At 71.0% G+C, this 20,722-nt stretch carries 19 protein-coding genes; 11 read left to right on the forward strand and 8 right to left on the reverse strand.

Annotation, left to right across the window (positions count from 1 at the left end; translation table 11 throughout):
* Window positions 1–264 precede the first annotated feature (264 nt).
* Window positions 265–519, forward strand: a complete 255-nt coding sequence (locus tag AB0D85_RS33880; protein ID WP_361288642.1) for a type II toxin-antitoxin system VapB family antitoxin — start codon at window positions 265–267, stop codon at window positions 517–519.
* Complete coding sequence (locus AB0D85_RS33885; protein ID WP_362328675.1) at window positions 519–938, forward strand: PIN domain nuclease; 420 nt, start codon at window positions 519–521, stop codon at window positions 936–938. Before AB0D85_RS33880 ends, AB0D85_RS33885 begins: the two co-directional genes overlap by 1 nt.
* A 428-nt stretch (window positions 939–1,366) precedes the next feature.
* On the opposite strand, the gene AB0D85_RS33890 is transcribed toward AB0D85_RS33885, so the two are convergent.
* A complete protein-coding gene (locus AB0D85_RS33890) occupies window positions 1,367–3,421 on the reverse strand; it encodes a hypothetical protein (protein ID WP_362328677.1) in 2,055 nt (684 codons plus the stop codon).
* Window positions 3,422–3,701: 280 nt separating this feature from the next.
* Here AB0D85_RS33890 and AB0D85_RS33895 point away from each other — a divergent pair, with 280 nt between their 5' ends.
* Window positions 3,702–4,277: a TetR/AcrR family transcriptional regulator gene (locus tag AB0D85_RS33895; RefSeq protein WP_362328679.1), complete on the forward strand. Its 576-nt coding sequence runs from the start codon at window positions 3,702–3,704 to the stop codon at window positions 4,275–4,277.
* A gap of 86 nt (window positions 4,278–4,363) precedes the next feature.
* Window positions 4,364–5,158 (forward strand): oxidoreductase, encoded by a 795-nt coding sequence (locus AB0D85_RS33900; RefSeq protein WP_362328681.1) that lies wholly within the window; start codon window positions 4,364–4,366, stop codon window positions 5,156–5,158.
* A 69-nt stretch (window positions 5,159–5,227) separates the two neighbouring features.
* Here the strand turns inward: AB0D85_RS33900 and AB0D85_RS33905 are convergent, their stop codons facing one another.
* Window positions 5,228–6,283, reverse strand: a complete 1,056-nt coding sequence (locus tag AB0D85_RS33905) for a LacI family DNA-binding transcriptional regulator (protein WP_362328683.1) — start codon at window positions 6,281–6,283, stop codon at window positions 5,228–5,230.
* 341 nt (window positions 6,284–6,624) lie between these two features.
* Here AB0D85_RS33905 and AB0D85_RS33910 point away from each other — a divergent pair, with 341 nt between their 5' ends.
* The 5 genes from AB0D85_RS33910 (at window position 6,625) to AB0D85_RS33930 (ending at window position 12,281) form a co-directional block, all read left to right on the forward strand.
* A complete protein-coding gene (locus AB0D85_RS33910) occupies window positions 6,625–7,950 on the forward strand; it encodes an extracellular solute-binding protein (RefSeq protein ID WP_362328685.1) in 1,326 nt (441 codons plus the stop codon).
* A gap of 5 nt (window positions 7,951–7,955) precedes the next feature.
* Window positions 7,956–8,966, forward strand: coding sequence for a sugar ABC transporter permease (locus tag AB0D85_RS33915; protein WP_362328793.1), 1,011 nt, complete (start codon window positions 7,956–7,958; stop codon window positions 8,964–8,966).
* Between the two features lie 10 nt (window positions 8,967–8,976).
* The gene (locus AB0D85_RS33920) at window positions 8,977–9,873 is read left to right on the forward strand and encodes a carbohydrate ABC transporter permease (RefSeq protein WP_362328687.1); all 897 of its coding nucleotides are present in this window, start codon (window positions 8,977–8,979) and stop codon (window positions 9,871–9,873) included.
* A 124-nt stretch (window positions 9,874–9,997) separates the two neighbouring features.
* On the forward strand, window positions 9,998–11,431 hold the full coding sequence (locus tag AB0D85_RS33925; protein WP_362328689.1) for a GH1 family beta-glucosidase: 1,434 nt from the start codon (window positions 9,998–10,000) through the stop codon (window positions 11,429–11,431).
* Window positions 11,432–11,588: 157 nt separating this feature from the next.
* Entirely contained in the window at window positions 11,589–12,281 is a 693-nt protein-coding gene (locus AB0D85_RS33930) for a hypothetical protein (protein ID WP_362328691.1), read from the forward strand.
* A gap of 73 nt (window positions 12,282–12,354) precedes the next feature.
* Here the strand turns inward: AB0D85_RS33930 and AB0D85_RS33935 are convergent, their stop codons facing one another.
* From AB0D85_RS33935 to AB0D85_RS33945, 3 genes are all read right to left on the reverse strand, one after another.
* Window positions 12,355–13,839 carry a cellulose binding domain-containing protein gene (locus tag AB0D85_RS33935; protein ID WP_362328693.1) on the reverse strand — a complete coding sequence of 495 codons (1,485 nt, stop codon included), beginning with the start codon at window positions 13,837–13,839 and terminating at the stop codon, window positions 12,355–12,357.
* 111 nt (window positions 13,840–13,950) lie between these two features.
* On the reverse strand, window positions 13,951–15,402 hold the full coding sequence (locus AB0D85_RS33940) for a HAMP domain-containing sensor histidine kinase (protein ID WP_362328695.1): 1,452 nt from the start codon (window positions 15,400–15,402) through the stop codon (window positions 13,951–13,953).
* Window positions 15,399–16,103 carry a response regulator transcription factor gene (locus AB0D85_RS33945; protein ID WP_362328697.1) on the reverse strand — a complete coding sequence of 235 codons (705 nt, stop codon included), beginning with the start codon at window positions 16,101–16,103 and terminating at the stop codon, window positions 15,399–15,401. The genes AB0D85_RS33940 and AB0D85_RS33945 overlap by 4 nt, the downstream gene beginning before the upstream one ends.
* 98 nt (window positions 16,104–16,201) lie before the next feature.
* Between AB0D85_RS33945 and AB0D85_RS33950 the strand changes: the two genes are divergently transcribed.
* Entirely contained in the window at window positions 16,202–16,732 is a 531-nt protein-coding gene (locus AB0D85_RS33950; RefSeq protein WP_362328699.1) for a hypothetical protein, read from the forward strand.
* A gap of 14 nt (window positions 16,733–16,746) precedes the next feature.
* Here the strand turns inward: AB0D85_RS33950 and AB0D85_RS33955 are convergent, their stop codons facing one another.
* Together AB0D85_RS33955 and AB0D85_RS33960 are read right to left on the reverse strand one after the other, a co-directional pair.
* Window positions 16,747–17,619 (reverse strand): fused MFS/spermidine synthase, encoded by an 873-nt coding sequence (locus AB0D85_RS33955; RefSeq protein WP_362328701.1) that lies wholly within the window; start codon window positions 17,617–17,619, stop codon window positions 16,747–16,749.
* A gap of 36 nt (window positions 17,620–17,655) precedes the next feature.
* Window positions 17,656–18,063, reverse strand: a complete 408-nt coding sequence (locus tag AB0D85_RS33960) for a hypothetical protein (RefSeq protein ID WP_362328703.1) — start codon at window positions 18,061–18,063, stop codon at window positions 17,656–17,658.
* 255 nt (window positions 18,064–18,318) lie between these two features.
* Here AB0D85_RS33960 and AB0D85_RS33965 point away from each other — a divergent pair, with 255 nt between their 5' ends.
* Complete coding sequence (locus AB0D85_RS33965) at window positions 18,319–19,743, forward strand: hypothetical protein (protein ID WP_362328705.1); 1,425 nt, start codon at window positions 18,319–18,321, stop codon at window positions 19,741–19,743.
* 171 nt (window positions 19,744–19,914) lie between these two features.
* On the opposite strand, the gene AB0D85_RS33970 is transcribed toward AB0D85_RS33965, so the two are convergent.
* A complete protein-coding gene (locus AB0D85_RS33970) occupies window positions 19,915–20,511 on the reverse strand; it encodes a histidine phosphatase family protein (RefSeq protein ID WP_362328707.1) in 597 nt (198 codons plus the stop codon).
* Between the last annotated feature and the right edge of the window lie 211 nt (window positions 20,512–20,722).

A 20,722-nucleotide genomic window follows, 5' to 3' on the forward strand; every position in this document is an offset into this window, starting at 1 on the left:
GCGGTGGCCGCCGTCGGGGATCCACCCGGCGGCCGGCTCAGCGGCAGATCGCTGCGTACGCCCCCCAGCCACACCGGTGAGCCGCCCGCGGCAGGCCACCCCGCCTTCGCCGTGGTGAACCTCCCTGCGGGCCGCCTTCCCCAGCCCTGCCGCGGTGCCAGGATCGCCCATCCACGATGAGACCTCCGACCGAAACGACATCTATTCTGAACAATAAAAGGTATCGTTTTATGGGGCAGGGCCAGCAGCGGAGGGACCATCCACATGGCCAGAACAGTCATCGACCTCGATGAAGACATGGTCACCGAGGCCATGCGCATCTTCGGAGCCAAAACGAAGGCCAAAGCCGTCCGCCTCGCCATGGAAGACGCCGTCAAGAGGCACCTGCGACAGGAGGGCTTCGACGCCATGGAGGCCGGCGAGTTCGACTTCAGTGAGATCGTCGAGAACACCGGCCCCCGCAACGCCGACGGCTCTCTCAAGCACGACGGCGACCGTGACGGAGGCCGGGCCGCCTGATGCAGGACCACTGCCTGATCGACAAGTCCGCCCTCGTCCGCTGGACGAAGCCGGGCGTCAAGGAGGTGCTCAAGCCCCTGCACGAGCGCTACCTCCTGGCCGTGTGCCAGCCCACCGAGTACGAGATGATCCACTCCGCACGGGACAGCTCCGAGGCGACCCGGATCAGCACCTGGCTCCACGCCTTCGACTACCTCCACGCCGACGACCACACCTTCGTCCGCGCCCTGGAAGTCCAGCGCCACGCTCTCAACGCAGGCTTCCACCGCGCACTGTCCCTCCCCGACCTGTTGATCGCCGCCACGGCAGAACTGCACCAGCGGACAGTCCTCCACTACGACGGCGACCTCGACATGATCGCCTCCCTCACCGGCCAACCCGCCGAATGGGTCGTACCGCCCGGCAGTGCCGACCACTGAGCGGACCGCCCGTCCACCGGGCGAGAGCGGCGGGCCGAAGTCTCGGTCACGCGCTCCCTAAGGACATCAGCCAGGCCGGGTCCGGCGCAGCCGCACCGGGGACCGTCTGTTCACGGGTGAACCCGGATCTCCATCCGGCACGTGGTGCGCATGGGCACGATCTCCACGCTCATGCCCATCCATCGTCCCCGACTGGAGCGTTTGGCCATGGCCAAACCGGATGCCGCGCAGTGTCATCCAGCCGCATCACCCGTCACCCGTATGCCCGGATTTACCCACCTGCACAGCAAAGACGCAGGTCACGATAGCGATACGAAACAGGTTCGAGTCCCGTCACTCACCCTTGAGTAGGAAAAGGCCCCTGGTCTGCGGAAACGCAGACCAGGGGCCTTTTCCGTCACCCGGTGGGGCCTCGGTCCGCAGTGGGGTCAGTCCGGCGGGTAGATGAGTGTGCCGGAGTCGGCGTCGTCGACGTAGCGGCCGGCGAGGTCGGCGTAGTACCCGTCGGACGGGTTGCCGTCCGAGAGGTCGGCGGCTTTGACGGTCGGGGAGGTGGCGGTACCGCCGGTGGAAACCGCCGCGGCGAAGTCGATGAGCCGGCCCGGGTAGTTGTCGAGCAGGTACTCGTTGACCTGCTCGCGGGCGGCCTCCTGGGTCGCGGTGCCGGAGTGGGCGGCCGTGAACGGCGGGACGGTGGCGAGGTAGACGGTGATGTTCGAGTTCTGCGTGATCGGCTGCTGGTCGACGTAGAGCTGACCGTCGTCGGTGGCGTACGAGCTCAGCCGGCTGTCCAGGGACGCCAGTCCGGCCTCCACGCCGGTGGCGCAGGTGTCGGCGCTGCCCGTGCAGTCCAGCAGGTCGGCGGCGCCGGTGGAGACGAGGACGGTGCGCACGTTGCCCTGGACCAGGACCTCACGGTCCTCGGGGTTGAGCGCGTTGACCGGAGTGGCGCTGTTGGCGATCTGCGGCAGCGGGTTGCCGCTGGTGCCCGCGTTGAGCACGCCGTAGTCCACGGAGGCGTTCCCGTGGGGGTCGTCGGCCAGGGAGCCGGTGATCGCGTCGCTCAGGTGATGCCGGCCGTCCTCGCTCGCGGTGTCCCCGTTGACGCTCTGGTCTCCGTAGAGGACCAGTGAGCCGGTGGGGTGTGAAGTGGAGGTGGTGACGTCGATGCCCGAGAGGTACGGCAGACCGGTGTAAGTGGTCCGCGTGTAGTGGGCGGCGGACGTCTCACCGGTGCGGTCTGCGGGGTCGCTGACCCAGACCGGAGTACGGGCCACCGAGTGGCCGGGCATGGCGGGGACCGGGCCGTGCACCCGCAAGCTGACCAGTACGGTCGCCTGCTGTCGGACCGTCAGGGCGACCGGATCGCTGGTGACGTCGCCGCCTGCCGGCACGGTGACGGACGTGGAACCGTCGAAGGTCAGCTGTGTCGGTGCCGCCGCCGCGGTGGCGCCGCCCGCGGTGGTGTCCTGCGGGGCGACGGAGGCCGCATCGAAGGTCACCGGCGTGGCACCCAGCGCATTGGACAGGTGGACGCGCGCCCCGTCCCCGCCGGAGGCGCCGATGCTGACGTGGGCCGGGATGCGCAGGGTCTGGCCGTCGGCAGTGGCTGCGCTGTCGTCGGACAACAGCACCTTGCCGGTGTCCTGGACCGAGGCCCAGGTGCCGACCCAGTGCTGGGCGCCGGCTCCGCTGCCGGTGACGGCCATCGGCCGTATGCCGAGCCCGAGGATGTGCAGGGCGGGCCGGCCGGCCTGGACGCCGTCGGTGAACTGGGGCAGGGAGATGCTGCTGACGACCGAGCCGGGGCATTGCAGCGGGACACTCACGGCATAGACCTTCGGGCCGGAGGCCGGGCTGGTCTGGGTGTTGTCGCCGTGGTTCTCGTGGGCCAGGGTGATGGCGGCCGCGGAGGCCGGGCCGGAGAGCCAGTCGGGCACGTTGTCCAGGTCGTAACCCTGGTCGGCCGGGTTGTTCCGGTCCAGGCAGTTGTTCTTGGCGTAGGTGATGGTGCCGGTGGCGCCCTGGGCCGCGCCGCCGGTGGCGAAGGCGAGGAAGACCACGGCGTCGCCGGTGTTGACGACGCCGTCGCCGGGCAGCGTGACGGTCTGGCCGGAGGCCACCATGTTGTCGTAGGTGCCCGTGCCGAACTGCGGCAGTGTGACGGTGGCGCCGTCGACGGTGACGGTGTGGCCGCTCCGCCAGCCCGCCGTGCTCGTCAGGTCGGCGGCGTTGAAGCTGTTGCCGGAGCCGTCGGCGTCAGCGGGGCCGGTCGTGGTGGTGAAGGTGCTGGTGGCGGTGTTGTTCAGACAGCCGCTGGTGTCGTTGATCGCGCAGGTCGGTCGAGTGGCGGACGTCGCGTGGGCCGGCGCCGTGGCCGTCAGTGACCCGGCGGCCAGAGCCGCGGCCACGACCATGACGGCGGCGACCGGTCTCGACGCGAGGCGTCCGGAGGCAGGCGTGAGTAAGCGGAAGACGGCCATGGAGGTCAGGATCCTTCCCAGCGCTCGGGCGGTCCCCCGACGGGCCCGCGCCGCTGTGCATTCTGAAGGCCGGCAGGTGCGGCGCCCCATCGCTTTGTGACCGCCCGGCGCCCGACCACAGTCCGCTTCCGGATCACCTGAGTCGATATGCACCTCAGGGCAGGCGAATCCTTGGTTCTTCCCGTGCGGACTCTTTACGTTTCCTGTCAGCTCAGGGCCCGGACCCGGCCGCCCTCTTTTTGTGGATTGACTATTCCACAAAGCGCGCTAAGGTGTCCCCATGGCACGCATCAGGGAATTCGACATCGACCAGGCCACGGACCGCGCCATGGATCTGTTCTGGCGCCGGGGCTATGCCGAGACCTCCCTGCAGGACCTGCTGAAGGAACTGTCGATAGGCAGCGGCAGCTTCTACGCGGCCTTCGGCTCGAAGGAGCAGCTCTACATACGCGCCCTCGACCGCTACATCTCCTCCCAGGGGAGCGACCTGGACACGGCCCTCGACGAGACGCCCGGGATCCGGGACGCGGTCCGCAAGGTGCTCGCCGCCATGATCGAGGCGGACCTGGCCGACCCCGCACGCGGGTGTCTCGTGGTCAACACCGCCACACAGTGCGGCGACCAGCCCCCGGCGGCCGACCGCGTCAACACCGCGATCCGCCAGGTCGAGTCCTCCCTCACCGGCGCCCTGGAGCGGGCCCAGGCGCGAGGGGAGATCTCCCCCGAGAAGAGCCCCAGGGAATTGGCCAGGTTCCTGACCACGTTCATCCAGGGGGTTCGCGTCGTCGGCGGAGCCCGCATGGGGAGGGAGTTCACGGAGGACGCCCTGTCCACGGCGATGCGCGCACTGGACTGAACACCGCGGACGCCCCGCACGGCACACCCACATCCGTGGTTCCGCCTGCCATATTTGTGTATTGATCAATCCAGAAAGGACCCGTCATGGAACTGCACCTCGAGGACAAGGTCGCCGTCGTCACCGGAGCCAGCAAGGGCATCGGCCTGGCCGTGGTCGAGAAGCTGGCCCAGGAGGGCGTGAAGGTGGTGGCGGGCAGTCGTTCCTCCACCCCCGAACTGGACGCCCTGGCGGCCAAGTACGACGTCACGATCGTGGCGGTCGACCTGTCCACCGCGGAAGGGGCCGAGACCCTGGTCCAGCAGGCCGTGGAGCGTCACCGGCGCCTGGACGTCCTCGTCAACAACGTGGGGGCCGCCGAACCCCGTGAGTCGTTCCTCGCGGTCAGCGACGCCGACTGGCAGCGCATCTTCGACCTGACCTTCTTCAGCGCCGTCCGCGCCAGCCGCGCGGCCCTGCCCCACCTGGTCGCGGCCGGCGACGCGACGATCGTCAACATCAGCTCGATCAACGCCCGGCTGCCCTTCCCCATGGTGGTCGACTACTCCGCGGCCAAGGCCGCGTTGACCAACCTGAACAAGTCCCTGTCCGAGGAGTTCGCCCCGCAGGGCGTCCGCGTCAACGCCATCGCTCCGGGACCCGTCCGCACGCCGTTCTGGACCGCGCCGGGCGGATTCGCCGACGCCACCGCCTCGGCCGCCGGGACCACCGCCCAGGAGGCGCTGGACGTCGTCGTGCCGCAGAGCATGGGCATCACGTCCGGGCGGATCACCGAGGCGCACGAGATCGCCGACCTCACCCTGTTCCTGGCCTCCCCGCTCGCCGCGAACATCACCGGCACGGAGATCCTCATCGACGGCGGCCAGACCAAGACACTCTGACGCCGGACCGGCCGACGCCCCTGCCGCAAGAAGGCCTACGGCCTGGTGCCGCCGCGCCCACCCCGTCCCTCAGGACGAGGCCCGCTCCACCAGTTCCGTCGGGAGTACCGCGTGCCGGCGTTCCAGCCCCCGGGACGCGGCCGGGCGGCGGTCGGCGATCTCGGACAGCAGCAGGTCGATCATCGCGCGGCCCATCTCCACGATGGGCTGGCGGACGCTGGTGAGCGGCGGGTCCATGTGGCGGGCGATGGCCGAGTCGTCGTACCCGACCAGGGCCACGTCGTCCGGGATACGGCGGCCCACCTCGCGCAGCACCTGGCGGGCGCCCGCCGCCGTCACGTCCGAGCCGGCGAAGACCGCGTCGAGGGCGGGCTCCCGCTCCAGCAGCCGGGTCATCGCGCGCCGGCCGCCCTCCTCGGTGAAGTCGCCCGGTTCGATGAGGAGTTCGTTCACCTGGTGGCCGGCGTCGCGCAGGGCGTCGCGGTAGCCGTCGACGCGGCGCTGGGCGCCGTACACGTCCAGGCGGCCGGTGATGTGCGCGATGGTCCGGCGGCCACCGGCCAGGAGGTGCTCGACGGCCGAGCGGCCGCCGCCGTAGTTGTCGGAGTCGACGGACGTCAGGGTCTCGGCGGCGGACCGCGGGCCGCTGATCACCGCCGGGATCTCCAGCTGGGCGAGAAGGTCGGGCAGCGGGTCGTCGGCATGGACGGAGACCAGCAGGACCCCGTCGACCCGGTGGGCGGCGAGGTACTGGGCCAGCCGTTCCCGCTCCCGGTCGCTGCCCGCGAAGATCAGCAGCAACTGCATCTCGGTGTCGGAGAGTTCGGCACCGACACCGCGGAGCATGTCCGAGAAGTACGGCTCCGCGAAGAACCGGGTCTCCGGCTCGGGGACGACCAGGGCGATGGCGTCGGTGCGGTTGGCCGCGAGGGCGCGGGCGGCGGTGTTCGGAACATAACCGAGCTCGGCGACCGCGGCCTCCACGGCTGCCCGGGTGGCGTCGCTGACCCGGGGCGAGCCGTTGATCACCCGGGACACCGTCCCGCGCCCCACCCCGGCCCGGGCGGCCACCTCTTCGAGGGTGGGCCGACCACCACTACGCCCCCGCGCTCCGTGGCTTGCCATGGGCTCCGCCCTTTCGCCGACATACAACTCGCTGGCCTGGAATCTAACAGTGCCACCCACCGGCGCATCCTCGGCCGATTTGTCAGGACATATACAGCCCTGTGCGACGCCATCCCCGGCTAGTTAACAGCCGGATAACTGAACGCGGTTCGCCGCGCCGACTCCCTTGACACCCCGCCGCGAACCGACGACCCTTCAACACATCACCGGTGGGAGCGCTCCCACAGTACCTGGCACATACACATCCCGCACGTTCCCCGCCCGAGCCGCAGCGAGAAACACACGGGCCCAACAGTGCAGTTGGCCGGGGGGTCGGCACGTCAGGGCAACAGGAGGACGTAATGCGAGCACGTACCCGAACCGCCTCGCGCAAGGCGGTGGTCCTGGCGGCCGTCGTGTCGTTGGGAGGAGCGTTGCTGGCCGGCTGTGCCAACGACAGCGGCAGTGGCAGCGGCGACTCCAGCGGCGGCGGGAAGGGCAAGACGACGATCACGCTCGGCCTGTTCGGCACGTTCGGCTTCAAGGAGGCCGGGCTCTACACGGAGTACGAGAAGCTCCACCCGAACATCGTCATCAAGGACACCTCGGTCGAGCAGAACGCGAACTACTACCCGGCGCTGGTCAACCACCTGACCACCAACAGCGGTCTGATGGACATCCAGGCCGTCGAAGTCGGCAACATCGCCGAGGTCACCAGCACGTTCGCGGACAAGCTGGAGGACCTGTCCAAGGTCTCCGGGGTGAAGGAGAGCAACTGGCTGGACTGGAAGTGGAAGCAGGCGACCACCAGCGGCGGGCAGACCATCGGTCTCGGCACCGACGTCGGACCGCTCGGCATCTGCTACCGCAAGGACCTCTTCCAGCAGGCCGGTCTGCCCACCGACCCCGCCGCGGTGGGCAAGCTGTGGGCGGGCAGCTGGGACAAGTTCATCCAGGTCGGCGAGCAGTACAAGAAGAAGGCGCCCTCCGGCACCGTCTTCATGGACTCCCCCGGCGGTCTCCTGAACGCGATCCTGTCCAGTGAGACCACCAAGTTCTACGACTCCTCCGGCAAGATCATCTACAAGACGAACCCGGCCGTGAAGAACGCGTTCGACACGACCGCGAAGGCCGCGCAGGAGGGACTGGTCCAGGCGCAGACCCAGTTCCAGCCGTCCTGGAACAGCACGATGGCCAACAACAAGTTCGCGGCGATCTCCTGCCCGCCGTGGATGCTCGGCTACATCAAGGGCCAGTCGAAGGCGGACGCGGCCGGCAAGTGGGCCGTGGCCCAGTCGCCGAAGGCCGGCAACTGGGGCGGTTCCTTCCTGACCGTGCCCAAGAGCGGCAAGAACGTCGCGGAGGCCGAGAAGCTGGTCGCCTGGCTGACCGCGCCCGCGCAGCAGACCAAGCTCTTCAGCGTGCAGGGCAACTTCCCGAGCGCGCCGTCGACGTACACCACGGCGGCGGTGACCGGCGCCAAGAACGACATGACCGGTGACGCCCCGATCGGCACGGTCTTCGCCGAGGCCGCCAAGAGCATCCCGGTGCAGATCATCGGCCCGAAGGACCAGATCATCCAGGACGGTCTGGCCAACAACGGCGTCATCCTCGTCACCAAGGGCAAGACCGCCGCGGAGGCCTGGGCGACGGCGACCAAGACCATCGACAACAGTCTGGACAAGTGACCGGCATGGCCACCCGGCACGACACCGCCGCGCCCCTCGCCAAGGAGGGGGGCGCGGCCCCGGTCCGCCCGTCCGCCGCGCCCACCGAGGCGGAACGGCGGCGCCGCGCCCGTCTCTCGCGCCGCTGGCAGCGGGACATCAAGTGGAGCCCGTACGGGTTCATCTCGCCGTTCTTCGTGCTCTTCCTCGCCTTCGGGCTCTTCCCGCTGGTCTACACGGGCTGGGCCTCGCTGCACACGGTGGAGCTGACCGCGCCCACCGACATGCAGTGGGCGGGGCTGCACAACTACACCCGGATCTTCGGCGACGAGTTCTTCTGGAACGCGGCGAAGAACACCCTGACCATCGGGATCATCTCGACGGTTCCGCAGCTGCTGATGGCGATGGGGCTCGCCCACATCCTCAACTACAAGCTGCGGGCCTCGACCTTCTACCGGGTCGTGATGCTGGCGCCGTACGCCACGTCGATCGCCGCCGCCTCGCTGGTCTTCGTCCTCCTCTTCGGCCGTGACTACGGCATGATCAACTGGGCGCTGCACTTCTTCGGTGTCGGCCACATCGACTGGCAGAACGACAAGTGGCCCTCGCAGATCGCGGTGTCGTCGATCGTGATCTGGCGCTGGACCGGCTACAACGCGCTGATCTACCTGGCGGCGATGCAGGCGATCCCGCAGGACCTCTACGAGTCGGCGGCCCTGGACGGCGCCTCGCGCTGGCAGCAGTTCTTCCATGTCACGCTGCCGCAGCTGCGGCCGACGATCCTGTTCACCTGTGTCGTCTCGACCATCGGCGCCAGCCAGCTGTTCGGCGAGCCGCTGATCTTCGACGCCAACAAGGGCGCGTCGGGCGGCGCGGAGCACCAGTTCCAGACGCTCGGCCTGTACCTGTACGAGCAGGGCTGGGTGAACCAGCACCTGGGCCGCGCCTCCGCCATCGCCTGGACGATGTTCCTGATCCTCATCGTGATCGGCATCGTCAACTACGTCATCTCGCGCCGGCTGCGCGCCAGTAGTTAGGAGACCGGCCGTGACGACGACCCTGACCAAACCCCCGGCTGTCGAACCCAAGCGGGTACGGCGCCCGAAGTCGGCGCGCGCCGGCGGCACCATGCACGCGGGCCCGATCGCCTACACGATCCTCGCGCTGTTCTCGATCGGCTCGCTGTTCCCGCTGGTGTGGACGGCGATCGCCGCGTCCCGGAACAACAACCGGCTGGCCGAGACCCCGCCGCCGTTCTGGTTCGGCGGGAACCTCTTCCACAACCTGGACGTGGCGTGGAACGAGGCCAACCTCGGCCAGGCGTTCTTCAACACCACGATCGTGGCGGGCATCTCCGCGGTGACCATCGTCGTGCTCTCGACGATCGCCGGGTTCGCCTTCGCCAAGCTGCGCTTCCGGGGCCGCAACATCCTGATGCTGACGGTGATCGGCACGATGATGGTGCCGCCGCAGCTGAGCATCATCCCGCTGTACATGATGGTCGCCAAGCTGAACTGGGCGGACCAGCTGCAGGCGGTCATCTTCCCGTCCCTGGTGAGCGCGTTCGGCGTGTTCTTCATGCGGCAGTACCTGCTCCAGGCGCTGCCGGACGAGCTGATCGAGGCGGCCAGGGTGGACGGCGCGAGCAGCTGGCGGGTGGTGTGGCACATCGTGTTCCCCGCGGCGCGCCCGGCCATGGCGGTACTCGGCATGCTGATGTTCGTGCAGGCGTGGAACGACTTCCTGTGGCCGTTCCTGGTCCTCACCCAGACCGGCAACCCGACCGTGCAGGTCGCCCTGGCGGGCCTGGGCCGCGGCTACACCCCCGACCAGTCCCTGATCATGGCGGGCGCGCTGCTGGGTACGCTGCCGCTGCTGCTGGTCTTCGCGATCTTCGGCAAGCAGATCGTGGGCGGCATCATGCAGGGCGCCGTGAAGGGCTGAACAGCTTCGAGAGGGGCCGGCGCCGCCCCTTCCCGCGCACGGGGGCCGGGTCACCGCCGTCCCGGCCCCTTCTCTCCTCCTCACCCACCCGTCGGTCTCCACGACCTCCTATGGGAGCGCTTCCATGACTGAACCCACGACCTCCGTGACCTTTCCTCCCGCCTTTCTCTGGGGCGCCGCGACCTCCGCGTACCAGATCGAGGGGGCGGTGCGGGAGGACGGCCGCACGCCCTCGATCTGGGACACCTTCAGTCATACCCCGGGCCGGACCGCCGGCGGCGAGACCGGTGACATCGCTGTCGACCACTACCACCGCTACCGCGACGACGTGGCGCTGATGGCGGACCTCGGCCTGACCGCGTACCGGTTCTCGGTCTCCTGGTCGCGCGTGCAGCCGACCGGCCGGGGCCCGGCGGTCCAGGTGGGCCTGGACTTCTACCGCCGGCTGGTGGACGAGCTGCTGGCGAAGGGCATCAAGCCCGCGATCACCCTCTACCACTGGGACCTGCCGCAGGAGCTGGAGGACGCGGGCGGCTGGCCGGAGCGGGACACGGCGTACCGGTTCGCCGAGTACGCGGGGATCGTCGGCGAGGCGCTCGGCGACCGCGTCGAGCAGTGGATCACCCTCAACGAGCCCTGGTGCAGCGCCTTCCTGGGCTACGGCTCCGGGGTGCACGCCCCCGGCCGTACCGACCCGGCGGCCACGCTGCGCGCCGCGCACCACCTCAACCTCGCGCACGGGCTGGGCACTTCGGCCCTGCGCTCGGTGATGCCGGCCCGGAACCAGGTCGCGATCAGCCTCAACTCCTCGGTCGTACGGCCGCTTTCGCCGGACCCGGCGGACCTGGTGGCGGTCCGCACGATCGACGACCTGGCCAACGGGGTCTTCCACGGCCCGATCCTGCACGGCGCGTACCCGGAGACGCTGTTCGCGGCGACGGCGTCGGTGACCGACTGGTCGCACGTCCTGGACGGCGACCTCGCCGCCGTCCACCAGCCGCTGGACGCGCTCGGGCTGAACTACTACACGCCCACGCTGGTGTCGGCGGCCTCCGCCACGGCGGACGGTCCGCGGGCGGACGGCCACGGCGCGAGCAGCCACTCCCCCTGGCCGGGCGCCGACGGCGTCGCGTTCCACCAGACCCCGGGCGAACGCACCGAGATGGGCTGGACGATCGACCCGACGGGCCTGCACGAGCTGATCATGCGCTACACCCGGGAGGCCCCGGGCCTACCGCTGTACGTCACGGAGAACGGCGCGGCCTACGACGACAAGCCCGACCCGGACGGCAACGTCCACGACCCGGAGCGCATCGCCTACCTGCACGGCCACCTCTCGGCGGTCCGCCGCGCCATCACCGACGGCGCGGACGTGCGCGGCTACTACCTGTGGTCCCTGATGGACAACTTCGAGTGGGCGTACGGCTACGAGAAGCGGTTCGGGGCGGTGTACGTCGACTACGCGACCCTCGCCCGCACCCCGAAGTCGAGCGCGCGCTGGTACGCGGAGGCGGCCCGCACGGGAACACTCCCGCCGGCCCGGCCGGCGGCGGCCTGAGACCGGGGGCGGCCTGAGACCGGGGGCGCGGCTTTGGGGGGCCGCGCCCCCTCCCGCTTCACAGACACCACTCAGGCAGTGATCAGCGGCCTCTCAACTCCCGGGCGTCTCATAGGACGTACGAGGTGATCGAGCCTCGGGGACATCGGAGGACGTCATGGGTTTCATCGCGCTGGTGATGCTGGCGCTGGTCATCGCCGGAGTGGTGGCCTTCGTCGGCCGGCACCGGCAGCAGGCCGCGGCCGGTGCCGGGCGGACGGCGCAGCAGGACTTCACCGCCGACGCCGGGGCCGAGGCCATCCGCTGGGTGGACCGGCTGGGCGGTGGCATCGCGACACTGGACGCGGGTGACGAGCGGGCGGCGCGCCAGGCGCTGGCGGACGCGACGGAGCGTCATCGCGCGGCGCAGAACCAGCTGGCGACGGCGTACACCCCGGCGCAGTACGCGCTGGTGACCCAGACCGCGGTGGAGGGCCTGCACTACGTACGGGCGGCCCGCACCGCCCTCGGCCTCGACCCGGGCCCGGCGCTGCCGCCGATGGGCGCGGCGACGGCGGGCCAGCAGGTGACGGTGGGCGGCCAGACCTACACGTCCTCGGACCGCCCCGGCGCCGGGACTCCGTACTACTACCCGGGCGGTTCGGTCGGCGGCCGTACCGTCCCCGGCGGCTGGTACAGCACGCCGTGGTGGAAGACGGCCCTGATCGCGGGCGCGGCGGGAGTGGGCGGCATGCTCCTGGCCGACGCGATCTTCGACGGCTTCCACCACCACGGCCCGCCGATGGGCGGGCCTGGCGGCCCGGGCGGATTCGGCGGCCCTGGCGGCTTCGGGGGGCCGGGGATCTTCTAGCGGCCCCGGGGGCGGTGCGTGCTGGTCCGGGCCGGTCGAAACCGGCCCGGACCACCGGGGTTTCGGGCGGTTGTCAGCCGATCGCCTTGAACGCGTTCGAGAAGGCGTACTTGTCCTGGGCGACCGAGCTGCAGGTGGCGTCCGCGGTGGGCTTGGTGCCGCCGGGGCACTGCTGGTCGCGGGTGGCCGACCACATCGACAGCCAACCGAGGCCCTTGGACTTGGCGAAGTCCACCAACTGGCCGGCGTCGTCGACCTTGAAGACCTCGGAGGAGACGTCGTTGACGCCGATCATCGGGGTGACGGCGACCGTCTTCCAGGCGGCGGAGTCGGAGAGCCCGAGCACGCTCTTGATCTGGGCCTGGGTGGCGGTGGCGGCCTGGGTGGCGTAGGTGCCCATGTCGCCGTTGTACGAGGGGCCGTAGTCCATCGCCATGATGTTGACGGTGCTGATCCTCACGCCGTTGGCCTTGGCATTGGAGAGCAGGTTCACGCCGTCCTGGGTGAGGCCCTCGGGCATGACCGGGAGGGTGAAGGAGACGTCCAGGTCCGGGTGGGCGGCCTGGAGCTTGGCGATGGCCTTCGCCCGGTTGGTGTTCGCCGTGGTGTTGGGCAGCGCGCCGCCCTCCACGTCGAAGTCGACCTTGGTCAGCTTGTACGCGTCCACGGCCTTGCCGTACGCCGCCGCCAGCGTGTCCGCCGAGGAGCAGGTGGTGGCGAGCTCGGAGCCGGAGGCGCCGCCGAAGGAGACCCGGACGTCACCGCCCTTGGCGCGCAGGGCGCCTATCTGGGCGGCGACGGCGTCGCTGGACAGGTCCGACACCCCGCCCCACTTGGGCGTGCAGCCGCCGCCGTCGGTGATGAAGGCGAGGTTGTAGTTCTTCACACCGGTCGCGTTCGCGGCGGCGAGGAGGTCGAACGCCGGGTAGAGCGAGGTGTCGACGTACGGGGCGAAGGCGGCGGAGGTGGTGGTGCCGGTACCGCTGCTCGGGGTCGGGGAAGCGGTGGCGGAGGAGGTGGCGGACGCCGTGGCCGTCGGTGCCGAGGTCGCCGTCGCGGTGGGGGTAGGAGTCGGGGTGGCCGTCGGGGTGGTGGACGCCGTCGGGCGGCCGCTGGGCTCGGGGGTCGCCGTGGTGTCCGCCGAACAGCTCGCGTTGTCGATACGGCAGCCGGTCGGGTCCCCGCTGCCGTTGACCACGAAGCCGACGGTGTCCGACTCGTCGGCCGCCAGACCGTCCGTGTCCCACTTCGGCGGCTTCACGGTGACGTGCTGACCGCTGACCGTGTACTCGGCGTTCCACAGGGAGCTGATCTTCGCGCCGGCCGGCAGGTCGAACTCCAGGGTCCAGTCCTTCTCCCTCGCACCGCTGTTGTTGGTGACGACGTACTGCGCGGTGTACCCGGTCGACCAGTCGCTCGTCCTCGTGTACGCGGCGCCGACCCCGGCGGCCTGCGCGATACCGGTGAACAGGATCGCCCCGCCACCGACGACGGCCGCCGCGACCACACCGCCCATCGCCTTGTTCCTGCCGCTGATTCTGCGCCGGTGCGTGCTCATGCGCGTGCCTGCCTTCGCCTGCCGAATGGGGTGGGGTGCGGCAGCACGCTAGCGACCGGGATTCGGACAAACGGCCCGACAGGGACGGTCGTTGGGGATCTTAGGGTGCGCTTAAGGAAGGGATCGGGACCGATTAAAGGTCGAGACCATTTCTTCCGCTGGTTCCCCGGTTCCGCTCCTGCCCGCCTCCCCCGGCTGCCTGCGCGAACGGCGTCGGCGCACCGTCCCCCGATGCCCCTTCCGCTCGGGCTTCCCGCCGTCCAGCTGGATCCAGATCCGCACCTCGGTCCCGCCGAGCACCGACGAGCCGATCCGCACATCACCGCCCGTCGACTCGGCGAGCCGGCGCACGATGTCCAGCCCGAGCCCGGTCGACCCGGCCGCCCCGGACCCCCGCCCCCGCGCCATCGCGGCCTCGGGATCCCGGATGCCCTGCCCCGCATCCGAGACCAGCACGATCACCGCGTCCTCCGCGTTGTGCACGTCGACCGCGAAGGCGGTGCCCTCGGCGGTGTGCCGGAACACATTGCCGAGCAGCGCGTCGAGCGCGGCGGCCAGATCCGCGCGGGCCACGGGTATGCGCACCGGCCGGTCGACACCGGCCACCCGCCATCTGCGGCCCTCGTCCTCCGCGAGCGCCGACCAGAACCGCATCCGCTCCCGCACCACCTCGGCCGCGTCGCACCCGGCACCCGGCCCGATCGCCGCCGTCTGCGGCTTGGCCTCCCGCGCGGTACGGATGATGGTGTCGACCTCACGCTCCAACTGCGCGACGGCGGCCCGGGTCTGCTCGGCGGCGGTCCCGTCCCCGAGCGAGGCCGCGTTCAGCCGCAGCACGGTGAGCGGGGTCCGCAGCCGGTGGGACAGGTCGGCGGCCAGTTCCCGCTCGTTCGCGAGCAGTTGTACGACCTGGTCGGCCATCGAGTTGAACGCGACCGCCGCCAGCCGCAGTTCGGTCGGCCCCTCCTCCGGCACCCGCGCCCCCAGCTTGCCCTCCCCCAGTTCGTGCGCGCCCTCGACCAGCCGCTGCGCGGGCTGCACCATCCGTACGCCCAGCCGGTCGGCGACGGCGACCGAGCCGACGATCAGCGCCAGGCCGACGGCGGCGAGCACCGCCCAGGCCGTGGAGACGCCGTGGGTCACCTCGGACTCGGGCACGTACACCTCGACGACCGCGATGGCCCCGGAGCCGAGCGCGACCGGCTGCAGCAGGGTCGACCCGCCGTCGACCCCGGTCGTGGACGCCCGCCCCAGCTTCCGTACGGCCGCGATGTCCTGGTCGGCGGCGTGCTGCCGCCCGATGTCGACGGCGGCCTGGCCACCGGCCGCGGGTATGTGCACGGCCATGCCCCGGTCGGCGCCGGCCGAGGCCACCACCCGCTCCAGCTTGTCCCGGTCGGTGGTGATGGACAGGGCCGGGGCGACGGCGGCCGCCTCCCGCTCGGCGTTGGAGAAGGCACGGTCGCGGGCCATCTCCTTGACGACCAGGCCGAGCGGAACGGCGAAGGCGACCACGACCATCGCCGTCACGGCCAGACAGACCTTGACCAGTGCCCACCTCATCGCGACGCCCCCTCCCCGGGTGGTTCGAGCTTCACGCCGACCCCGCGCAGGGTGTGCAGATAGCGCGGCCGAGCCGCCGTCTCCCCCAACTTCCGCCGCAGCCACGACAGGTGCACATCGATGGTCTGATCGTCCCCGTAGGACTGCTGCCACACCTCCGCGAGCAGTTCCCTGCGCGGCACCACGACCCCGGGCCGCCCGGCCAGAAAGGCCAGCAGATCGAATTCGCGCCGGGTGAGATCGAGCCGCATCCCGTCCAACTCGGCCTGCCGGCGCAGCGGATCGACGGTCAGCCCGCCGACCCGCAGCACACTGGACGGCGCCGCCTCGCCCCCGCCGGACCGCGCCCGGCGCAGCACGGCGGCCATCCGCGCCGAGAGGTGCTCGACGGAGAACGGCTTGGTCAGATAGTCGTCCGCACCGGCGTTGAGCAGTCGGACGATCTCCGTCTCGTCGTCGCGCGCGGTGGCGATGATGACGGGCACGTCGGTGATGCCGCGCAGCATCTTCAGCGCCTCGGAGCCGTCCAGGTCCGGCAGTCCGAGGTCCAGGACGACCACGTCGAAGCGGAAATGGGCGACCTCGCGCAGCGCCTCCAGTGCCGTACCGACGCTGCGCACGGTGTGCGAGGCGTCGGTCAGCTGCCGGATGAGCGCCGAGCGTACGAACTGGTCGTCCTCGACCACGAGCACACTTGCCATGCGCCGCACCGTACGCCATGCGGCAGGCGCCGGTCGGGGCCTGTGGATAACTCAGCTCATGTGCGCTCTGTGTGATTCCTGAGGCAATATGGCCCGCGATGCGCAGGGGACTCGTACACGTACTGGCTTGGCTGCTCGCCACGGGCGCGGCGGTCACGCTGTCGTGGTGGGGTGTCCACACGGTGATGGCCGGCACGGCCTACGACCCTCCGCGGGCCCTCCCCATCACGGCGACGGACGACGCCCCGACGACCCAGGGTTCAAAGCCGCTGGCATCGTCGGCGCCCGGTTCACCGAGCCCGTCGCGGACCCCTTCGAAGAGCCCGTCGGCGACTCCCGCCCCCACACCGTCCCGAACCCCCGCGAGCACACCGAGCCCCTCGGCCACCGCCACCGCCACCGCCTCCGGCCAGGTCAAGGCATACGACACCGACGGCGGCCGAGCGGTCTTCGACCTGGGCGACACCAGCGCGACACTGGTGTCGGCGACCCCGGGAACGGGCTGGTCGATGCAGGTCTGGAAGACGGAGACCTGGATCCGCATCCAGTTCAGCAAGAGCACGGACCGGGTGTCGGTGTTCTGCACGTGGCACGACGGTCCGCCGCAGGTGCAGGTGGAGACGTACTGAGGTGCTGTTCGCGGCTACCGGAACACCGACGGCGGCGGCGCAGGCGAAGCCACAGCCACCGCATCGGTCACGGCGACGGCCCCGCCCGTGAAATCCCGCAACTCCCGCCCGTGTTCGACCCGCCCCGGGTGCGGGTCGGACGCACAACGCCGGGTCAACTCCCCCACCGGCAGCTGAACGTCGGCCGCCACCAGCACCGCGTTGCCGAACCGCTTCCCCCGCCAGACCCCCGCGTCCGCCACCACCGCGAGCTCGGCGAACCGCGCGGCGGCCGTGGCGATCTGCCCTCTGAGGTGCGCCAACGGCGGCCCGTCCGCGAGGTTCGCCGCGTACACACCCCCCGGCCGCAGCACCCTCCGCACCTCGTCCAGGAACTCCGTGGACGTCAAGTGCGCCGGAGTGCGCGCCCCGCTGAACACATCCGCTACGACCAGGTCCGCCCACCCCTCCGGCACCTTGCCCAGCCCCTCCCGGGCGTCCACGGACCGCACCCGTATCCGCGCGTTCGGATCCACCGGCAGCTCGCGCCGGACCAGTTGGACGAGGGCCGCGTCCCGCTCGACGATCTGCTGCGTGGACCGGGGTCGGGTGGCCGCCACATACCGCGCCAGCGTGAACGCCCCGCCCCCGAGGTGCACGACCCGCACCGGTCTGCCCGGCGGTGCGACGAGGTCGATCACATGGCCGAGGCGGCGCTGGTACTCGAAGGAGAGGTACGCGGGGTCGTCGAGGTCGACATGGGACTGCGGGGCGCCGTCGATGAGCAGGGTCCAGGCACGGCCGCGGTCGGGGTCGGGTATGAGCTGGGCGAGGCCGCCGTCGACGGCCTCGACGACGGCGTCGGCGGCGGCAGCCGACCGGCGCCGGGAGTTCCTGGACTTGCTCATTCCGCCATTCTCCCAGGCGGCGGGCGCCCGGGACATTCAGCGGCAGCTGTCCGCGGCCTCGATCATCCGGGCCGCCTCCCCGAGCGCCCGGCGCAGCACCGCCGGGTCGGTCGCGAGGTCGGCCTCGCCGGGCGGCAGCAGCCAGTCGGAGCCCTCGACCGGTGGCTCGGGGCGGAGCCGCAGCCCGCACCCGCCGGTCCCGGTGCAGGTGCTGCCGGGGACGTCCCAGCCCGCCGCCGTGCCGGCCGGCACCACGAAGCCGAGGGTGCCGCCCCCGTCGTCGTGGAGCACGGGCCCCACCGCGTCCCCGGTCCCGCGGCGCAGGATGTCGACCGCCTCCAGGCCCTGCCGGGCCGGCACCGTCACGAGGTCGCATCCCGCATCGTCTGCCGCCGTCGATGCCGACGGCGGCGTACAGGGATCATTGCTCTGGCTGGTCTCCATCCCGGCCTCCACCGCGCAGCCCTCTTGCAGTCCATGACGTCCAACGCGCCACCGCGTCAACGGCTACGGCGGAAGTCAGCCGCAAAGGATGGCAGTTCATGGCAGATCGTGCATGAGATATCCGGTTTGTAGCCAAACCCTGCGTCACGGGTCCGACACAGCAGGTACGTTCTTGCCCGCCGGAACCAAGGGTCCACACGGACAACTCACCACGAGTCCGGCATGGTTCGACGGTTCGCACGAGAGGACCCGGCCATGACGTCGTCAACCACGACCTCGTCGCAGCCCGATCGGCCGGTACGGCCGAACCTCGCCTTCCGGCAGCTGCGCGGCCGGCACTCGCCGGCCGAGTTCGCCGCGCTGGTACGGCGTGCCGCCCGCGAGATCGGCGAGCGGGTGAGCTGTGACGCGCGCTACATCGGCCGGGTCGAGGCGGGTGAGATCCGCTGCCCGAACTACGCCTACGAACGGGTGTTCCTCCATATGTTTCCCGGCCGCACGCTCGCCGACCTCGGCTTCGCGCCCCGCTCGTCCGTACGCGGACGCGCGGGGCGGCCGCCGGAGGACACGCCCCTCGCGCCCGCCACAGGTGAGACGCAGGGGGGCATCGAGCCGTATGACCCGCAGAACCCGTACGAGACGCACGACAACTACGAGGAGAGCGACGTGCTGCGTCGCCTATTCATGACCGGCGGGGGCGCCACCGTGGCCGCCGCCACGCTGGGCCCCCTGGGGTTCACCATCGACGCCGTGGCGGCGGACCGGCCGGTACGCCGCGCCGGGTCCTCGCACGCGGCCGCCCTGGAGGAGGCCGTACGCCGGATCCGGCTGCTCGACGACCGGCACGGCGCGGACGGTCTGTACCGGCGCGCGGCGGCTCCGCTGCGCGCGGCGTACGCGCTGCTGGACGCGGGCGCGACCCGGCAGACGACCGCCGAACGCCTGCACTCGGGCGCCGGTGAACTGGCCATCTCCGTGGGCTGGCTGGCCCATGACTCCGGCCGCTTCGACGACGCCCGTTCGCACTACGCGGAGGCGCTGGCGACGGCTCGGATGACCGGGGACCCGGGGCTGGAGGCGCACGCCTTCTGCAACACGGCGTTCCTGGCGCGGGACGCCGGGCGCCCCCGGGAGGCGGTACGCGCCGCCCAGGCCGCGCAGCGCGTCGGGCGCCCGCTGGGCTCCGCCCGCCTGATGTCGCTGCTCGCGCTGCGCGAGGCGGGCGGCTGGGCGGGGCTCGCCGACCGCACCGGCTGCGAACAGGCGCTGGCCCGCGCACAGGCCCTCTTCGAGCGAGGCCACTCGGACGCCGACCCCGAGTGGATGAGCTTCTACGGAGAGGCCGAGCTGGAGGGCCTGGAGGCCCAGTGCTGGTCCACGCTGGGCGACTGGCGACGGGCGGCACGCCATGCCAGCCGCGCCGCCGACCTGCAGGACCCGCACTTCACGAGGAACATCGCGCTGTACACGGCGGAACTGGCCGACGACCTCGCGCGGGGCGGCCGACCGGACGAGGCGGCGCTGGCGGGGATGCGGGTGCTTGATCTCTTGGACCAGGTCCAGTCGTCCCGGATCCAGGGGATGCTGGCGGGCACGGCGCGGGTACTGCTGCCGCACCGCCGCGCGAGCGGGGTCCAGGAGTTCCTGGACCGGCATGCGTCGACACCGAGGGTTGTGTAGGCCGACATTCGGCTGCGGGTGAGTGGGGGCTGGTCGCGCAGTTCCCCGCGCCCCTTACGGGGCACGTCGTAGCTGCGGGCATGCGTGCCGCCTGGGGCGGCACGGGTGGGCGCAGCGGCACCCGGCCGGCGCCGGCGAGCGAAACCCCACGCCCCAGCCGACCCCCGCCGTTCAGCCGACCAGGTGCCCCAGATCGTTCCAGCTCTCGATCGCCGGGTCTCCGTATGCCCACCCCAGCACCGACAGGGACGTCGGGTTCAGTCTGATCTTCGCCGCGAAGTCCAGCGGCAGGCCCAGCCACCGTGCGCCGATCGACCGCAGTATGTGCCCGTGGGCGAACACCAGGACGTCCCGGTCCGCCGACCGCGCCCAGGACACCACCTCGTCCGCCCGCGCGGTCACCTCGGCGAGCGTCTCGCCCTCGGGCACGCCGTCCCGCCAGATCAGCCAGCCGGGGCGGACCGCCTGGATGTCCGCCGGGGTCAGGCCCTCGTACGCGCCGTAGTCCCACTCCATCAGCGTGTCCCAGTGGGCCGCACGGTCGCCGAAGCCCGCCAGTTCGCACGTCTCACGCGCGCGTGCCAGCGGACTGGTGCGCACCTCGGCGTCGGCGAGGCCGTCGAACGGCGGCCGGTGCAGACGCTCGCCCAGCAGCTTGGCCCCCCGCCGGCCCTCCTCCAGGAGCGGTACGTCGGTCCTGCCGGTGTGCTTGCCGGACAGCGACCACTCCGTCTGTCCGTGCCGGGCCAGCAGGATGCGCGGTGCCATGGAGGAAGAACCTTTCGGGAGAAATTCGGAAGCGGGACACCTCCATCATCACCCACCCTGGGAACGCACCGGGAACGGGCAACCCGGCGGGCGCTCCCCGCGTCTTTGAGTGCTGAACGCCCCCGCATGGGCGGGAACGCGTACACCGTAAAGTGTCACGGTCGGCCCGCCGGGCGCCGCGCAGACAAGGGACGAGAAGGGGGAGGCAGTC

Origin of the sequence: Streptomyces sp. NPDC048277 (assembly GCF_040652235.1) — a bacterium.
Classification (GTDB): domain Bacteria; phylum Actinomycetota; class Actinomycetes; order Streptomycetales; family Streptomycetaceae; genus Streptomyces.